Origin of the sequence: Curtobacterium sp. SP.BCo, from assembly GCF_051903265.1 — a bacterium.
In the GTDB taxonomy this organism is placed as follows: Bacteria; Actinomycetota; Actinomycetes; order Actinomycetales; family Microbacteriaceae; genus Curtobacterium.
This window is the reverse complement of the sequence record NZ_CP194337.1, coordinates 1,145,519-1,161,503: the sequence shown is the minus strand read 5'-3', so window position 1 is coordinate 1,161,503 and position 15,985 is coordinate 1,145,519. Positions and strand designations below refer to the sequence as shown.

The window sequence follows — 15,985 nt, the reverse complement described above, 5'->3', positions numbered from 1 at the left end:
CAGCTGCTCACTCGACGGGGCGGATCACGGAGGGCAGCATCACGTGCAGTTGGTCCGCGAGCTTCGCCTGCGCCTGCTCCAGCGACCCGAAGTCGCCGACGACCAGGCCGAAGGTGTCCGACGCCACGTAGCGGTCGTCGCGCTTGTCGATCGAGCCGCCGAAGTACCCGCCGTAGTTGGCGATCCACTCGCCGTCCTCTTCCTGCGTCCAGCTGAGCTTCGCGCGGGAGGGGCGGGTGTGCGTCTCGGCCTGTGCCTCGAGGATCGCGATCGTGTCGACGGTCTCGGTGTCGAGCGTGACCTCGGCTCGGGTGTCGGTGCTGACGGTGCTGCTCATGTCGCTCTCCTTCGCGATCCGGGGTACATCTGCTGACACCAGAACGCTACGAGACCGAGCGGTCCACGCGCCAGCGATGCCCGTGGATTCACGGGTTCTGTCAATGCGGTGCATCGGCGACCCGCGGGTTTCCGGGGCCGCGCGTCGCACGTACGGGGTACAGGGGGACGATCGGGGTACTCGTTCTCCGGCCAGTCCGACGACGACCGCCTGGGTCACGCCGACGACGACCGTCCAGGTCACGCCGACGACGACCGTCCGTGTCACGCCGACGACGACCGTCCGGGTCAGGCCGCTGCCGCCGCCGCTCGTCGGTCCCGCGCCCGCCACCACCGCAGCACGAGCGCACCCGCGCCCCCGACGACGAGGGCGACGAGGGCACTCCCGATCCCGGTCCCGGCCGGCCCGAGGGCCGATCGGAACACCTGGGCGCCGAACTCCGCGAGCTCGAGCGGGTACGGGAGGTACACCCGCGTCCCCATCGCGGCGGTGAGTGCCGTCACGGAGGCCGAGCCGGCCCACAGCACGAGGAGCGCGACCACCGACCCGACGATGCGCCCGACGCCCAGCAGGCCGGTCCACGCGATCCCGAGACCGAGCAGCACCGCCGGGACCCACCGGGTGACGGCCAGCACGGCGGACACCGAGCCGTCGGCCGATCCGACGGGCGACAGCAGGAAGGCGTCGAGCCACGTCCCCACGGCGAGCGCGCCGACCGCGACCGCGACCACCGCGACGGCGGGGACGGCCCGGGCGAGCAGCAGCAGCACGACTGCGGCGAGGGCGATGGCCAGGAGTGTCCCGGCGACCAGCGCGACGAGGTAGACCTGCGAGGCGCTGATCGCGCGGCCGGTGCCGATCGCCCGGTCGCTCCGGAGTCCGGCACCCGTGACGACGGCGGTCTGCACGAGCGCGCCGAGCTGCACGACGAGCAGCCCGCCGAGCGCCGGGAGCGCGCGCAGTCGGCCCGTCAGCCCGAGTCGTCCACCGAACACCCGGACCGTGAGTCCGGCGACGACTCCCCCGACGAGCAGCATCCCCGCGATGAGCCCGACGGAGTACTGGCTGAAGGGCAGCAGCGCGATCGGCATGTCCGACGGGTCGGTGGTCGCGGTCGCCCAGAGGTTCTGCAGTGGCAGCCGCATCCCGGTGACGATCCAGGGCAGCAGCCCGGCGACGCCGGCCAGCACGCCGGCCCCCGCCCCGAGTCCGATCGAGCGCATCACTGTTCCCCCACCCATCCGGCCAGGGTAGCGGCGGGTGCCGGCGCGGTCGCGCCCGCGGACTGGAGTGGGTCCGTGGACACACCCGTCCGTCGCCCTCAGTGCCGCGCGGCGTCGACGGCACGCCGGTACGCGCCCGGCGTCATCCCCACCAGGGGCGTGAACTGCTCGATGCACTGACTCGTCGTCGCCCACCCGCACGCTGCCGCGACGTCGGTCACGGACGCTCCGCCCGACAGGAGCACGAGGGCCCGGTGCACCCGGAGCTGGAGCCGCCACTGCCGGTACCCCATCCCGGTCTCCTGCCGGAAGAGACGGGTCAGCGTCCGTTCGCCGACGCCCGACCACGCGGCGAGGTCCGCGAGCGACGCCGGTTCGGCCAGGTCGCGCTCGACCCGTCGGACCACCTGCCGGAGCCGCGCGTCACGCGGCTCCGGCAGGTGCAGCGGCTGCTCCGGGGCGGACGCGACCTCGTCCACGATGACGGCGCGGAGGTGGGCCCTGGCCACGTCGGAACGCCGTGCCGGCGTCGTGATGGCGAGCAGCGCCTCCCGGGCGAGCGCCGAGACGGACAGGACCGCAGGTCCGGACGGGAGGCCCGTGGCGGCGTCCGCGGACAGGTAGACGACCCGCATGTCGGTCGCGCCGTGCGCCCGGTGCCGGTGCTCGGCGCCGGCGGGGACCCACGCCACCCGGTTCGGCGGGGCGATCCACGCGCCGTCCTCGGTGATGAGCGACAGCACGCCCGTCGCTGCGTGCACGAGGTGACCGAGCGGGTGCACGTGCGGCGGCACCGTCTCGGCGTGCGCGAACCAGAACGCCGCCTCGGTGCGACCGTGATCGACGAGGTGCTGGCTGGAAACCGACATCACCTGGCAGGGTACGTGTTCCACGCCGATCCTGCTCGATGGTGTGATCGTCGTATGACCACCGCCTCGATCCCCGTCCCCACCGCCGGACGCCGACGCGGGCTCCTCGCCGCCTGGTACGTCGGCGCGGGCCTCGTGCTCATCGCGCTCAACCTCAGGATGGGGGTCGCGTCGGTGGGGCCCGTCCTCGGGGCCGTCGAGCAGTCGCTGCACCTCACACCGTCGGCAGCGAGCCTCCTCACCACCATCCCGGTCTTCGCGTTCGGCGCCTTCGCGTTCCTGACGCCGGTGCTCACCCGTCGCATCGGTCTGCATCGACTGCTCGGGCTCACGATGGCGGTGCTCGCGCTCGGCATCGCGCTCCGTCTGGAGCCGCACGGCTGGGCGCTGTACGGCGGCACAGTGGTGGCCGGTGCCGCGATCGCCGTCGCCAACGTGCTCATGCCCGCGGCGATCAAGCGCGACTTCGCGCACCGGGTCGGCCTGATGATGGGGCTCTACTCGACCGGACTGTTCCTCAGCGCCGCCGTCGCGTCGGCCGCCGTCGTCCCGCTGATGGCAGCGTTCGGCTCGTGGCGCCCGGCCCTGGCGTTCTGGGCGGTCCCCGCCGTGGTCGCCTTCCTGGTGTGGCTGCCGCGCGCCATGCGGAACCCCGGGCACGTGCGCGGCTCCCGACGGGCGGCGGACGCCCCGGTGGCGGCACGCGACGAACCGACCTTCGCCCGGCTCTTCCGCGACCCGGTGGCGATCGCGGTGACGGCGTTCATGGGGCTGCAGAGCCTGTCGTACTACGCGTTCCTGACCTGGGCGCCGACCGTGCTGCAGGACGCCGGGGTCTCCGCGCACGACGCCGGCCTGATGCTCGCCTACTCGGCGCTGCCCGGGATCCTGACCGGCGTGACCGGACCCGCGATCGCCCGCCGGACGCGACCGAGCTGGCTGCCGGTCCTCGTCGTGGTGGTGCTCTGCGCGGCGGGCTTCGTCGGCCTGCTCGTCGCACCGGCCGCCGGGGCCTGGGCGTGGATGACGCTGCTCGGGCTCGGCCAGGGCGCGGCGATCAGCCTGTCGTTGAGCTACATCGTGTGGCGCTCCCCCGACGCCCGGCACACCGCGCACGTGTCGACGATGGCGCAGGGCACGGGCTACCTGCTCGCGGGACTCGGACCGCTCGGACTCGGGGTGCTGCACGCGGCGACCGGCGCGTGGACGGCGCCGATCGTCGTGCTGCTGGCGCTCCTGGTGGTGCAGCTCGTCGCCGGCGTGGCCGCGGCCCGGGACCGGCACGTGCTCGCGCGCCGGTCGTAGGCCGCCACCGAGCTTCGGCTGGGCGGACACGACACGGGTTGCGGTACCCGGACGATGTCCGCCCGGCCGAGGCTCGGCCCGGCCGCGTCCGGCCTGGCCCAGTCCGGCCGCGCCTCAGGTCAGGAAGCGCCGAGCAGGTCGTGCCGGACGACGATGGCGTCACGGCCGGGGCCGACGCCGATCGCGGAGATCCGGGCGCCGGACATCGCCTCGACGGCGAGCACGTAGGACTGCGCGTTCGCCGGCAGGTCCTCGAACGAGCGGGCGCCGGTGATGTCCTCGGTCCAGCCGGGGAACTCCTCGTAGATCGGCTTCGCGTGGTGGAAGTCCGACTGGTTCACCGGGACCTCGTCCACGCGGACGCCGTCGACGTCGTACGCCACGCACACGGGGATCGTCTCGAGCCCGGTCAGGACGTCGAGCTTGGTCAGCACGAAGTCGGTGACGCCGTTCACGCGGGCGGTGTAGCGGGCGATCGGGGCGTCGTACCAGCCGCAGCGACGCGGGCGGCCGGTCGTGGTGCCGAACTCGAAGCCGTTGGCGCGGAGGAACTCCCCCGACTCGTCGAAGAGCTCGGTCGGGAACGGTCCGGCGCCGACACGGGTCGTGTACGCCTTGACGATGCCGATGATGCGCTCGAGCTTGCTCGGGCCGATGCCCGAACCGGTCGCCGCGCCACCGGCCGTCGCCGACGACGAGGTCACGAACGGGTAGGTGCCGTGGTCGACGTCGAGCATGGTGGCCTGGCCGGCCTCGAACAGGACGGTCTCGCCGCGCTCGAGCGCACGGTGGATCTCGAGTCCGGTGTCGGCGACCATCGGGCGCAGGCGGTCCGCGAAGGACAGCAGCGACTCGACGACCTCGTCCGCGTCGATCGCCCGGCGGTTGAAGACCTTCACCAGCAGGTGGTTCTTCTGGTCGAGGGCCGCTTCGACCTTCTGCCGGAGGATGTTCTCGTCGAAGATGTCCTGGATCCGGATGCCGACGCGGTTGATCTTGTCGGCGTAGGACGGGCCGATGCCGCGGCCGGTGGTGCCGATCTGGCGCTTGCCGAGGAAGCGCTCGGTGACCTTGTCGATCGTGCGGTGGTAGTGCGTGATGACGTGCGCGTTCGCCGAGACGAGCAGGCGGGAGGTGTCGACGCCGCGGGCCTTCAGCGCGTCGAGCTCCTGGAACAGCACCTCGAGGTCGACGACGACGCCGTTGCCGATGATCGGGGTGACGCCGGGCGTGAGGATGCCGGACGGCAGCAGGTGGAGCGCGTACTTCTCGCCGCCGATGACGACCGTGTGCCCGGCGTTGTTGCCGCCGTTGAACTTGACGACGTAGTCGATGCGGCTGCCGAGGAGGTCGGTCGCCTTCCCCTTGCCTTCGTCGCCCCACTGGGCGCCGATGATGACTGCTGCGGGCATCTGGTTCTCCTCACGTTGGCGGAGGACCTCACGCGACCGTCGGGTCGGTGGTCCACCCGAGTCTATCGGACGGTCACCTCCCCGTTACCGGTCACCTGCTCGGGACGGTGCGGACAGCGGAACGGGAGGCGCGGTGCCAGCTGGCACCGCGCCTCCCGTCTGCGGGTGACGTCCGCGGGTCAGCCGCGGAAGAAGTCCTGGTACGAGGGGTCGCCGACGGGCTGCGAGTGGCCCGGCTCGGCGAGGCGCTGTTCGATCATGGACTGGATGACGTCCGGCGGGGTGAGCCCACGGCGCCGCCACTCCATCGGGTTGGCCCGGAGCTGCTTCAGGGTGCTCTGCGTCTGCATGCGGAACAGCCTGACACTGGATAACTAGTTTGTCTAACTACATGTCCGCTCAACGCACTCCGGGCCCCGACGCGGTGTTCGCCGGGGCCCGGAGGCGTGCTGAGGACGTCTAGCGGCGCGTGACCTTGGCGGTCTGCTTCGAGGTCGCCGTGCCGTCCTGGTAGCCCTTCGCCTTCGCGACGACCTGCACCGAGTAGCGGTGACCGACGTCCGAGGTGCCGAGCTTGAAGGTCGTCCCGGTCGCACCCTTCACGACAGCACCGTCACGGAGCCACTGGTACGAGTAGGACACCTTCTTGCCGTCCCACGTGCCGTGCCGGGCCTTGAGCTTCGACCCGACCGTGGCCTTGCCGTCGATCGTCACGGCGCTGCCCCGCACGAGGTGCAGCGTCGGCGCGACCTGGACCGCGGACACCGTCTGGGCCTGGTCGCCCACCGCGTTGCCGAGGTGCAGCAGCAGGACCCGGGCGTTGGTGACGTCCGCGCCACGGGTGACCTGGAGCGAGCCGCGGTCGGCGAACAGCACGCCGGTCGCCGCGCCCTGCGCGAAGGTGAGCGCCGGCTTCGACGGGTCGTACGTCGCCTCGGCCGTCTCGTCCACCACGTACGACCCGCTCGTGGCCAGGGCCGGGGCGTACGCCGACTCGGTGACCACCGAGTAGGTGAACGGCCCGGTGGCACCGATCGTCGCGGCGTCCACCGTCAGGACCTTCACCGCGCTGTCGAACGTGTTGACGTCCTGCCCGGGGGCTCCCCCGTTCAGCGGCTGCGCGTCGACGGTCTTGCCGGTCGCGAGGTCCACCGTGGTCGCGAGCGTCGCGTCGACCGTGGCCGACTTGGCGTCGTACACCAGGTAGTCCGGCGTGCCGTCGCGGTCGGTGTCGATCAGCACCTCGACGTTGGTCACGGCGCCGGGGTTGGCGTCGGGGCCGGCCGTCTGGACACCGAACGCCAGGGTGCCGGACGTCTTGTCGTAGTTCGCGCCGTAGGCCCGGACGTCCGCTGCCTGCAGGGACTGCTTCGCCGAACCGGCCGGGAAGGACTCCTGACCGTCCGTCCCACCGAGCACGAACGGGGCGACCGCCGCGTGGTAGCCGGTCGTCGCGTCACCCTGGTCCACCGTGCGCCCGGTGAGCGCGAGGTCGGCCTTGGTCTGCGATCCGCTGAAGGAGACGTCCCCGCCGTGCACGGCGCTCACCGGCTTCGGCGCGACGTACGTGCCGAGTCGCAGCGGGTTGAGCGTCTTGTCGGTCGGCGTGAAGGTCACCACACCGGACGCAGCGGCGACGAACTCCCGCTGGTACCCGGACTGCACCGACTCCTGCGTGGGGTCGATGACGCGGCGGAGCTGTGTCGGGTCGGCGATCGAGAAGGTGAGCTTCACCGTCGCGGTGCCGTGCGGTCGAACCGTCACGCGCTTCGTGCTCAGCGCGAAGGCCACGCCCGGCTGCGCCACCTGCGGCTGGTAGGCCACGTCGTAGGTGTGCGGTCGACCGTCGGTGTTCTCGATCTGCAGCGTGCGGCTCTCGCTGGTCTTCGAGGCGACTTCGACGACACCGTAGGAGGCGGTGACGAGCTGGTCGTTCTCGATGCTGCGGACCGTGGTGCCTGCGGTGACCGCCTGCAGGGCGTCGACGCGGCCGGTGCCCTGGCGGAGCAGGGTGGCGGTCCCGTCGCCGTCCTTCACGTCGTGCGTCGCGGTGTTCATCAGCGCGGCCTTGACCTGCGGTGCCGTCCACGACGGGTGCGACTGGAAGGTCAGCGCAGCGATGCCCGCCACGTCCGGCGTCGCCATCGACGTGCCGCTCATCGACATGCGGCCGTCACCGGTGCCGTTGGCCGCGGAGATCACGTTGACCCCGGGACCGGCGATGTCCGGCTTGACGATGTCGTCGAACGACCCGTGCACGCCCCGGCTGGTGAACGACGCGAGCGTGTTCACGGCCTCCGGGTCGGTGGCGAGTTCGAAGCCCTTGAGCTCGTCGGCGAAGCGCACGTGCAGGGTCCCGGCCTGGGCAGCGGCCTGGAGGCCCGTGACGCTGTCCTCGGTCAGCTCGGCTCCCGGGATGGTCGCGTTCCCCGCGATGCCGGAGCTGAACGTGTTGATCGTCCCCGCCAGCAGGACGCCGACACCGCCGGCGGCCTCGACGTTGCCGAAGCGCACGCCGGAACCGCACTCGAGTGCGGCGTCCGTCCACTTCAGCCAGACGACCTTGCCCGCGATCTTCGCGGCCTCGTCGGCGCTGAAGGCGGCGCAGCCGTCGACGTTCGTGGTCGGGACGACGACGTCACCCTCGACCGGCAGCGTCCCCTGGTAGTTCTGCGAGTACTGCGCGCGCCAGGTCTTCGCGACGTCCGACGGGGCGGTCGCCTCGACGCCGTCGTACAGCGACTGGCCGGTGGCGCTGGCAGCGACCGTGAGCGCACCCTCGGCGTTGCCCGGCGACCCACCGATGTCGGTGAAGTCGTCGGCGTTCCCCGAGGCGATCACGGGCAGGACACCGCGGGCGGTGAGCGCGTCGATCTTGGCGTTGTCGGGGTCGTCCGGTGCGCCGTAGTCGGAGCCGAGCGACAGGTTGAGGACGTTGATGTCCTTGCCCTCGGTCAGCGCCTGGCCCACCCAGTCCAGCGCGGCACCGGTGAGGTCGGTCGAGCCGCCGCCGTCACCGAACACCTTGAGGGCGTAGAGACCCGCCTCGGGCGCGGTGCCCGGGCCGATCCACATGTCCTGCACCTGCTGCGTGGTGAGCTTCGTGTAGTCCCCGTCGAAGGGCTTCTTGTCGGCGTCCAGGCCGTACCCGGCGATGGTGCCGGACACGTGCGTGCCGTGGTCGCCGCCCTTGCCGTCGATCGGGTTCTCGTCGGGCTGCGGGGTCGGGTCGTACGCGGCGCTGGACGGGTCCGCGTTGTACGTCGGACCGGCGAAGTCGTAGCCGCCGAGGAACTTCTCGCCGTCGAAGGATCCGGCGGTCGGCGCACCCGTGTTCGCGAGCGCGGCCTGGTAGGCGGCCTCGGTGCCCGGACCGCCGAAGTCGGCCTGCGTGTAGTCGAGCCCGGTGTCGAGGACGGCGACGTTGACGCCCTTGCCGGTGCGGCCGGTCTGCTGCCAGGCGTCGAGCGAGCGGGTGTAGACGTCGCTCGCCGCGTTCTTCGGCGTGACACCGTCCGCGCCCGGCTTCACGAGGCTCGGGTCGACGCCGGACGGTGCCGCGCCGGAGTCGGCGTTCACCGTCGGGTCGACGATCTTCTTCGGCGTGAGCGGGATGATGCTCTCGACGTCGGAGCGGGCCGCGACCTTCCGGAGGGCTGCGACGTCGGCGACGACGGCGACGCCCGGCACGGTGTACTCGGTCGAGTAGAGCTCGGTGGCGTCACCGTCCGCGCGCTTGACGGCCGCGGTGACGGCGTCGGTCGCCGTGGTGATGGCCTGCACGCGCTGCTTCGCTGCCGAGGACTGCGTCCGTGACTTCGTCAGGTCGCCGCCCTTCGCCGCGGCATCGACCTCGAGCGCTCCCTGGCCGGTCGTCCGCACGAACGCGGCGATCGTCTTCGAGGGCTTCGCGTCCCGCAACGGCTGCGAGAGCTTCAGGTCGGCCGGTACCGGTCCGGCTGGGGCTGCCGAAGCGGCTCCTCCGACGGCCAGCCCGCCGCACGCCAGTGCCGCGGCGGCGATGCCGGCGGTCAGGACACGCGCGATGCGGTTCGGGTTCGGGTTCGGGTCGTTGTTCGGTGTTGCACGGTTCAAAGGGCGCACTCCCGGTTCGTCCGTGTTTCGCAAGGAATTGCTGTGAAGTTATGCGGTTCCTCTCAGGTCGCGCAGTCCGCACTTTGGGGGACGTCCCTCATTCGGGGGTATCCGACCTGATAACTTGCACACCTGTGTGCATGTTATTACGATGGGTCCGTGAGCACTCCTGACCAGCCCGGACGCGCGCCCCGCCGTGACGCGACGGAGAACCGGGCAGCCCTGATCGAGGCCGCGAAGACCGTCCTGCAGGGCGATCCGGACGCGTCGCTCGAGACCATCGCGTCCGCCGCCGGGCTCTCGCGGCGTGCGGTCTACGGACACTTCCCGTCGCGGGACGACCTCGTGCGCGAGGTCGTCACCGCCGGTGCCGCCCGGATCGCCGCCGCGATGCCGACCACCTCCGACCTCACCGTCCTGCCGCCGGCAGCACGGCTCGCCGCCATCGCCGTGACGCTCTGGGCCGAGGTCTCGCACGTCCGCTCGATGGCCCGGGTGGCGATCCGCAGCCCGTTCAGCGAGTCCGTCGCCACGGTGTTCGCTCCCCTCCGCACCCAGGTCCGGGACGCCTGCGCCCTCGGCATCGCGGACGGCGCGATGCGCGACGACGTCGACCCCGCCACCCTCGGACGCCTGGTCGAGGGCGCGTGCATCGCCGTCCTCGACGAAGCCACCCGGTCCGGGACGAGTGACGAGGACGGCCGGCGCATGGTCGTGCTGTCGGCACTCGGGATGGCCGGCATCGACTGGCGTACCGCGATGCTCTCCGAGCCGGTCGTCCCCACCACCTCCACGAAGGACCACGCATGACCCTCGAACTCGACCACGTCGGCATCGGCGAGGAGCCCGGCGCGGCACTGCCCGTCGTCTCCGCCGTCGCGGCGCCCGGGCGTCCCGGGGTGATCGCCGTCGAGACCGAACAGGCTCCGGTGCTCGCCTCCCTCGTCGCCGGCGGGCGGATGCAGCCCGAGACCGGGCGCCTGCTGCTCGACGGACACGAGGACGCCGCAGCCGTCCGGAGGGCGTTCGCGCTCGTTGACACCCCCGGGGTCGCCGAGCCCTTCCCGGTGATGAGCGTCACGCGCGTCGTGCGCGAGGAACTGGCGTTCGCCGGACGGCGGCCCTCCCGCGAGCACGTCGACACCGTGCTCGACGAACTCGGGCTGCGGGCCTACGCCGACACGCACGTGCAGCGGGTCCCGACCGACGTCCGCGTCCGCTTGCTCGCCGAACTCGCCCTGCTGCGGGACGGCGTGACCGGGCTCGTGATCACCTCGCCCGAGCGGCACGGCGGCGCCGTCGAGGGCTGGTTCGCGGTCGTCCGCGACATCGCCCGCCGCGGCGTGTCCGTCGCGCTCGTGACCTCCAAGGCCGCAGCCGCGACCGTCGAGGCGCTGCTCGACACCGTCGAGCCGCTCGACACCACCCAGACCGAGGACCCCGAGGACGTGGCCCGACCCGACGGAGACGACCCGCGCCTCCCGTCCGAGACCGACCACCTGCCCACGGAGGCGACCGCGTGACCACCACCTCGCTCGTCCGCGCCGAACTGGCGCGACTCACCGCGACCCCGCTCGCACGACTCGCGTTCATCGCGCTCATGGTCGTGCCGCTGCTCTACGGCGGCGCCTACCTCTGGGCCAACCGCGACCCGTACGCCAAGCTCGACCAGGTGCCCGCGGCGATCGTGGACCAGGACGCCGGCGCAACCCTCGACGGCGACCACGTCGACTACGGCAAGGACGTCACGAAGGAGGCCATCGACGGCGCCGACTTCAAGTGGACGAAGACCACCGCGGCGGATGCGCGCTCCGGCGTCCGGAACGGCACCTACGACTTCGTGGTGACCATCCCGCACGACTTCTCCGAGTCCCTGGTGTCGGCGCAGTCCGACGACCCGAAGCGGGCGAAGCTCGTGATGACGACGGCGGACACGAACTCGTACCTGGCGTCGACCATCGCGGAGCAGGCCGGCAAGACGATGCGCACGGCCGTGGCCGAGCGAGTCGGCAAGCAGGCGGCGAAGACCCTGCTCGTCGGGCTCGCCGACGTCCGGGACAGCCTCGGCGACGCGGTCGACGGGGCCGGGAAGCTCGCATCGGGAGCGACCACGGCGGCGTCCGGTGCGGCCACGCTCGCGGACGGCACCGGCAGGCTGTCGTCCGGGGCTGAGCAGCTCGCGGACGGAACGGCCGCGCTGCCGTCGCAGACCGCTGCGCTCGACCAGGGTGCTCAGCAGGTCGCGTCCGGGGCGGCGACGCTGTCGTCGGGGCTGCAGGACGCGAAGCAGCAGACCGCTTCGCTGCCGGCCCAGGCGGCGAAGCTCGCGTACGGCGCGCAGCAGGTGGCCGGTGGCAACCAGCAGATCGCCGACCTGGTCGACGGCGCGAACGAGGACGCCGGGAAGGTGCAGCCCGTCGACGCGCAAGCGCTGATCGCCGAGCTGCAAGCGAACCTGCCGGAAGGCGTCGAGCTCTCGAAGGAGCAGCAGGACGGGATCAAGCAGGCCGTCGCCGGGGCGAACGCCCTCGGGGCGCAGACGAAGGCCACCCTGGCCGATGCCCAGGCGAAGGTGGACAAGCTGAACGCCGCATCGCAGCAGGTCTCGGCGGGTGCAGCACAGCTCTCCGCCGAAGCGCCGAAGCTGAGCTCCGGGATCTCGTCCGCCGCCGACGGAGCATCGCAGCTGGCCACCGGCTCGTCGCAGGTGGCCTCGGGCACGTCGCAGCTCGCCGCAGCCGCACCGACGCTGTCCTCCGGCGCAGCCTCGCTCGCATCCGGAGCGGCCTCGGCCGACCAGGGCGCGAAGTCGCTCGCGTCCGGGCTGACCTCGCTGCGCGACGGATCGTCCGAGCTCGCCGCGAAGCTCGACGAAGGCCGCACGAAGATCCCGGCGTCGGACGCCTCCCAGCGGGAGGACCAGGCCTCGGTGATCTCCGACCCGGTGAAGGTCGGGACGGACGACGTCGCATCGGCGTCGAACTACGGAGCCGGCCTCGCGCCGTTCTTCATCTCGCTCGCGGCCTGGATCGGCATGTACGCGCTGTTCCTCATCCTCAAGCCGATCTCGAAGCGGGCGATCACCGCGGTGCGGAAGCCCCTGCAGGTCGTCCTCGGCGGGTGGCTCACCCCGGTGCTGCTCGGCCTCGTGCAGATGGTCGCGCTGTTCTTCATCGTGCGGTTCGCCCTCGACCTGCACGTCGTGCACGCCGGGGCCACGATCGGGATCATGGTGCTGGCATCGGCCACGTTCGCGGCGATCATCATGGCGCTCAACGTGCTGCTCGGATCGGTGGGGCAGTTCCTCGGCCTGGTGCTGATGCTCGTGCAGCTCGTCACCGCCGGCGGGACGTTCCCGTGGCAGACACTGCCGGGGCCGTTGGCGGCGTTGCACTTCGCACTGCCGATGACGTACTCGGTGGACGCGATCCGGCAGACGATGTACGGCGGGAACCTCGGCACGGCGTGGTCCGACGCGGGCGTGCTCGCGTGCTGGCTGCTCGGCGCGCTGCTGGTCGCCTTCGTCGTCACGGCGCGGCAGACGCGCTCGCGGACGCTGCGCGACCTGCGCCCGAGCCTCATCGGGTAGGCGGGCGCCGCGGGCGCCGCGGGCGCCGCGGGCGCCGCGGGCGCTGCGGGCGCTTCGTGAGCAGAAATGGTCGGGTCACCTCAGGGAACCCGACCATTTCTGCTCACGAAGTGCTGCGCCCGAGGGGCAGATCGGCCATCCCGCCCCCGAGGTACCGGAGGTCCTCGGCGGGCAGGGCCGCACGCGCACCGGGATCGAGCACCGTGGACGCGTCGTCGAGCGGACGGAAGCCGATCCGCTCCCCGGCGGCGAGGTCCGCAGGCGACCCGGTGTTCCGCGACAGCGCCCAGACGACGTGGTGCCCGGGCTTCCGGAGGTCGATCGTCGCCAGCACCAGGCGCAGCAGGTCGTCCGGCGAGGTCCACATCAGCAGGGCCCGGCGTGAGCTCGGTCGCTCGCCGAAGGCGCCGATCCGCGCCGACACGATCGACATGCCGGAACGGTCGGCGAACAAGCTGCCGAGCAGCTCCATCCCGGCCTTGGTCACGCCGTAGTACGTGTCGGGTCGGGGCAGGCGGTCGCCGGGGACGGTACCGGGTTCGTCGAGCGGCTCCGGCACGAGACCGACCGCGTGGATCGAGCTCGCCTGGAGGACCCGGCGCACCCCGGCCCCGGCCGCCCGCTCGAGCACGTTCTTCGTGCCGGTGAGGTTCGCGGCGACGAGGTCGTCCCAGGGCGCCTCGGTCGGGATCCCGGCGAGGTGCACGACGGTGTCGGCGCCGATGAGTGCGTCGTCCAGGGCGCCGACGTCGTTCACGGAGCCCGGGACGAAGCGCTCGCCGGGCGCGACCGGATCGGACGGTGTCCGCTCGTCGAGCAGGACGAGGTCGTGTCCCGCGGACAGCAGTCGAGGGCGGAGTGCGCTCCCGATGCGTCCCGCGGCTCCGGTGATGAGCAGCGTCGCCATGCCGCGGACGCTACGCCGGGCGTTCGAGCAGCGCCGCGGGGACCGCCGCCCCTACGCCCGCCGTTCGAGCAGCGACCGCAGGTGGTCGAGCGCGCCGGAGCGGTGCCGACCGAGGTCGGATCGGGACCACCGGACGAGGGCCCAGCCGAGCCGTTCGACCTCGCGGTGGCGGCGGAGGTCCGATGCCCACTGCTCGGCGTCCGTCCGGTGGTGGTCGCCCTCGTACTCGATCACGATGCGCTGCCGCGGGTAGGCCATGTCGACGCGGGCGACGAACCACCCGGCGTCGTCGTGGATCTCCACCTGGAGCTCGGGTTCCGGCAGGCCGGCCCGCACGATCGCGAGCCGCGCCCGTGTCTCCTGCGGGGAGCCGGCGCCGACCCGGACGAGTTCGAGGGCAGCGCGCAGCCTCCGGACCCCGGCTCGCGCTCCGGCACGGACGAGCGCACGGCGGAGGTCGTCGATCGTTGTCCGGCACCGGTGTTCGGAGACGACGGCGTCCCCCAGGACCACGAGCTGGTCGACGGTCAACAGCGCACCGCAGTCGATCCAGAGCGCGGCGAGAGTGCTGGCGGGGACGCCCCACCGCTCGGTCACGGACACCCGGTCCGGGGCGATGCGGTGCCCGATCACGCCCGTACGACGCGGTTGTGCGCTCGGGATGACACTGGTGATGTGCACCGGGGCCGCGTCCCCGTCGCCGACGGGGACCGGGAGTCCCCACAGCACCGCGGCGGACACGTGGCTGACGAACTGCCCGGGCAGCAGAATCGGCCGCAACGCCCGGATCCGTCGGACGGCGTCGGGAGGTCGGTCACGTTGCCACCGGATCGAACGGGTGGGTCGGACGAGGTCACGACGCCGGAGCCGCTCCCGCGACACCCTCGCTCGGTCGGAAGCATGGACGTCGAAGGCGCGGTTCCGGAGTGTTGGCGGCAGTGGGCGTGGGTGCATGCCGACACACTCGCGCCCCGCACCCGCCGCCCACGCGCCCGCGTGCGTTTCTGTGCACAACCCACGCCGCGCCTCCCGTGTGGAGGAGTGACCACGAGCGGATCGTGAGCAGAAATCGTCGGGCCGCGCCGACGCACCCGACCATTTCTGCTCACGAAGCCCGACCGCGCGCCCGCCGCGCGCCCGCCGCGCGCCCACCCCGCCCGACCACGCGCCCGACCCCGCCCGCCTGCGCGCCCGATACGATCGACGCGAGAACCACGGAGGTCGATGCAGATCATGGGAGCCGGCAAACCCGCGACCATCTACGACGTCGCCGCGCGCGCCGGGGTCTCGAAGTCCCTCGTCTCGCTCGTGCTGCAGCGCTCCCCACGGGTGAGCCAGCAGCGGCGCGAGGCCGTGCTCAAGGCGATCCAGGAGCTCGACTACCGCCCGAGCACCGCCGCGGTGTCGCTCGCCGGCACGCGCTCCCGGACGATCGGCGTCGTGCTCGACGACTTCCGGAACCAGTGGTTCGTCGACCTGCTGACCGGCCTCCGCGAATCACTGCAGGACCAGGGGCACCGGCTCGTCGTCGCTGACCGGTTCCTCAACACCGGACTCGACGTCTCCCCCGTCGAGGGCTTCCTGTCGATGCGCGTCGAGGGGCTGGTCATCGCCGGGGAACCCGACACCGACCTGGCCGTCCCCGCGTCGACGCCGCTCGTGATCGCCGGCGGCCGCGTCTCGATCCCCCGTGCCGACACCGTCGCGAACGACGACCACGCGGGTGGTGGCATGGCGGCGGAGCACCTGCTCGGACTCGGGCACGTGCGGCTCGGTTTCATCGGTGCCTCGTCGGCCGCGTCCGACCAGCGCCGCACGGGCTTCGCCGCCGCCGTGGGCGGTGCAGCGGACGTCGCGACGGTCGTGCTCCCCGGCGAACCCACCGAGGAGGCGGGCTCGCGAGCGGTGGCGCAGCTGCTCGACGCGCACCCCGAGGTGACCGCCGTCTTCGCGGCGAACGACGTGATGGCCCTCGGAGCCATGTCCGGGCTCGCCGAACGGGGGCTGCGGGTCCCCGAGGACGTCTCGGTCATCGGGTACGACGACACCCCGCTCGCGGCGACGCGCTACGTCGGGTTGACCAGCATCGACGACCGGAGCGTGGAGATCGGACGCGGCGCCGGCGAGCGGCTGCTCGCCCGGATCGCCGACCCGACGCTCGCGGCGACCGAGGTGCTCGTCGAGCCCCGACTGGTCGCCCGTCGGACGACCGCCGCACGCTGACGCGCAGCGGCGCCGGACCCCGACG

The 15,985-nt window shown here is 72.4% G+C and carries 13 protein-coding genes; 5 read left to right on the top strand and 8 right to left on the bottom strand.

Annotation, left to right across the window (positions count from 1 at the left end; genetic code table 11):
* Window positions 1–7: 7 nt before the first annotated feature.
* The 3 genes from ACRQ4B_RS05580 to ACRQ4B_RS05570 form a co-directional block, all read right to left on the bottom strand.
* Complete coding sequence (locus ACRQ4B_RS05580; RefSeq protein ID WP_439693699.1) at window positions 8–337, bottom strand: hypothetical protein; 330 nt, start codon at window positions 335–337, stop codon at window positions 8–10.
* Between the two features lie 287 nt (window positions 338–624).
* Complete coding sequence (locus ACRQ4B_RS05575) at window positions 625–1,578, bottom strand: hypothetical protein (RefSeq protein ID WP_439693698.1); 954 nt, start codon at window positions 1,576–1,578, stop codon at window positions 625–627.
* A gap of 80 nt (window positions 1,579–1,658) precedes the next feature.
* A complete protein-coding gene (locus tag ACRQ4B_RS05570; RefSeq protein ID WP_439693697.1) occupies window positions 1,659–2,429 on the bottom strand; it encodes a helix-turn-helix domain-containing protein in 771 nt (256 codons plus the stop codon).
* A gap of 54 nt (window positions 2,430–2,483) precedes the next feature.
* Between ACRQ4B_RS05570 and ACRQ4B_RS05565 the strand changes: the two genes are divergently transcribed.
* Window positions 2,484–3,734: an MFS transporter gene (locus ACRQ4B_RS05565; RefSeq protein ID WP_439693696.1), complete on the top strand. Its 1,251-nt coding sequence runs from the start codon at window positions 2,484–2,486 to the stop codon at window positions 3,732–3,734.
* A 119-nt stretch (window positions 3,735–3,853) separates the two neighbouring features.
* On the opposite strand, the gene ACRQ4B_RS05560 is transcribed toward ACRQ4B_RS05565, so the two are convergent.
* From ACRQ4B_RS05560 to ACRQ4B_RS05550, 3 genes are all read right to left on the bottom strand, one after another.
* On the bottom strand, window positions 3,854–5,146 hold the full coding sequence (locus ACRQ4B_RS05560; protein WP_439693695.1) for an adenylosuccinate synthase: 1,293 nt from the start codon (window positions 5,144–5,146) through the stop codon (window positions 3,854–3,856).
* Window positions 5,147–5,325: 179 nt separating this feature from the next.
* A complete protein-coding gene (locus tag ACRQ4B_RS05555; RefSeq protein WP_439693694.1) occupies window positions 5,326–5,496 on the bottom strand; it encodes a hypothetical protein in 171 nt (56 codons plus the stop codon).
* 109 nt (window positions 5,497–5,605) lie between these two features.
* Window positions 5,606–9,241, bottom strand: coding sequence for a S8 family serine peptidase (locus ACRQ4B_RS05550; RefSeq protein WP_439693693.1), 3,636 nt, complete (start codon window positions 9,239–9,241; stop codon window positions 5,606–5,608).
* Window positions 9,242–9,400: 159 nt separating this feature from the next.
* On the opposite strand from ACRQ4B_RS05550, the gene ACRQ4B_RS05545 reads away from it, so the two are divergent.
* The 3 genes from ACRQ4B_RS05545 to ACRQ4B_RS05535 are packed head-to-tail and all read left to right on the top strand — an operon-like array spanning window position 9,401 to window position 12,830.
* Window positions 9,401–10,051: a TetR/AcrR family transcriptional regulator gene (locus ACRQ4B_RS05545; protein ID WP_439693692.1), complete on the top strand. Its 651-nt coding sequence runs from the start codon at window positions 9,401–9,403 to the stop codon at window positions 10,049–10,051.
* Window positions 10,048–10,764, top strand: coding sequence for a hypothetical protein (locus ACRQ4B_RS05540; protein WP_439693691.1), 717 nt, complete (start codon window positions 10,048–10,050; stop codon window positions 10,762–10,764). The genes ACRQ4B_RS05545 and ACRQ4B_RS05540 overlap by 4 nt, the downstream gene beginning before the upstream one ends.
* Window positions 10,761–12,830, top strand: coding sequence for a YhgE/Pip family protein (locus ACRQ4B_RS05535; protein ID WP_439693690.1), 2,070 nt, complete (start codon window positions 10,761–10,763; stop codon window positions 12,828–12,830). The genes ACRQ4B_RS05540 and ACRQ4B_RS05535 overlap by 4 nt, the downstream gene beginning before the upstream one ends.
* 103 nt (window positions 12,831–12,933) lie before the next feature.
* On the opposite strand, the gene ACRQ4B_RS05530 is transcribed toward ACRQ4B_RS05535, so the two are convergent.
* Window positions 12,934–13,737 carry an NAD-dependent epimerase/dehydratase family protein gene (locus ACRQ4B_RS05530; protein ID WP_439693689.1) on the bottom strand — a complete coding sequence of 268 codons (804 nt, stop codon included), beginning with the start codon at window positions 13,735–13,737 and terminating at the stop codon, window positions 12,934–12,936.
* Window positions 13,738–13,788: 51 nt separating this feature from the next.
* Window positions 13,789–14,517, bottom strand: a complete 729-nt coding sequence (locus ACRQ4B_RS05525; protein WP_439693688.1) for an endonuclease domain-containing protein — start codon at window positions 14,515–14,517, stop codon at window positions 13,789–13,791.
* 444 nt (window positions 14,518–14,961) lie between these two features.
* Between ACRQ4B_RS05525 and ACRQ4B_RS05520 the strand changes: the two genes are divergently transcribed.
* A complete protein-coding gene (locus ACRQ4B_RS05520) occupies window positions 14,962–15,960 on the top strand; it encodes a LacI family DNA-binding transcriptional regulator (protein WP_439693687.1) in 999 nt (332 codons plus the stop codon).
* The last annotated feature ends 25 nt before the right edge of the window (window positions 15,961–15,985 follow it).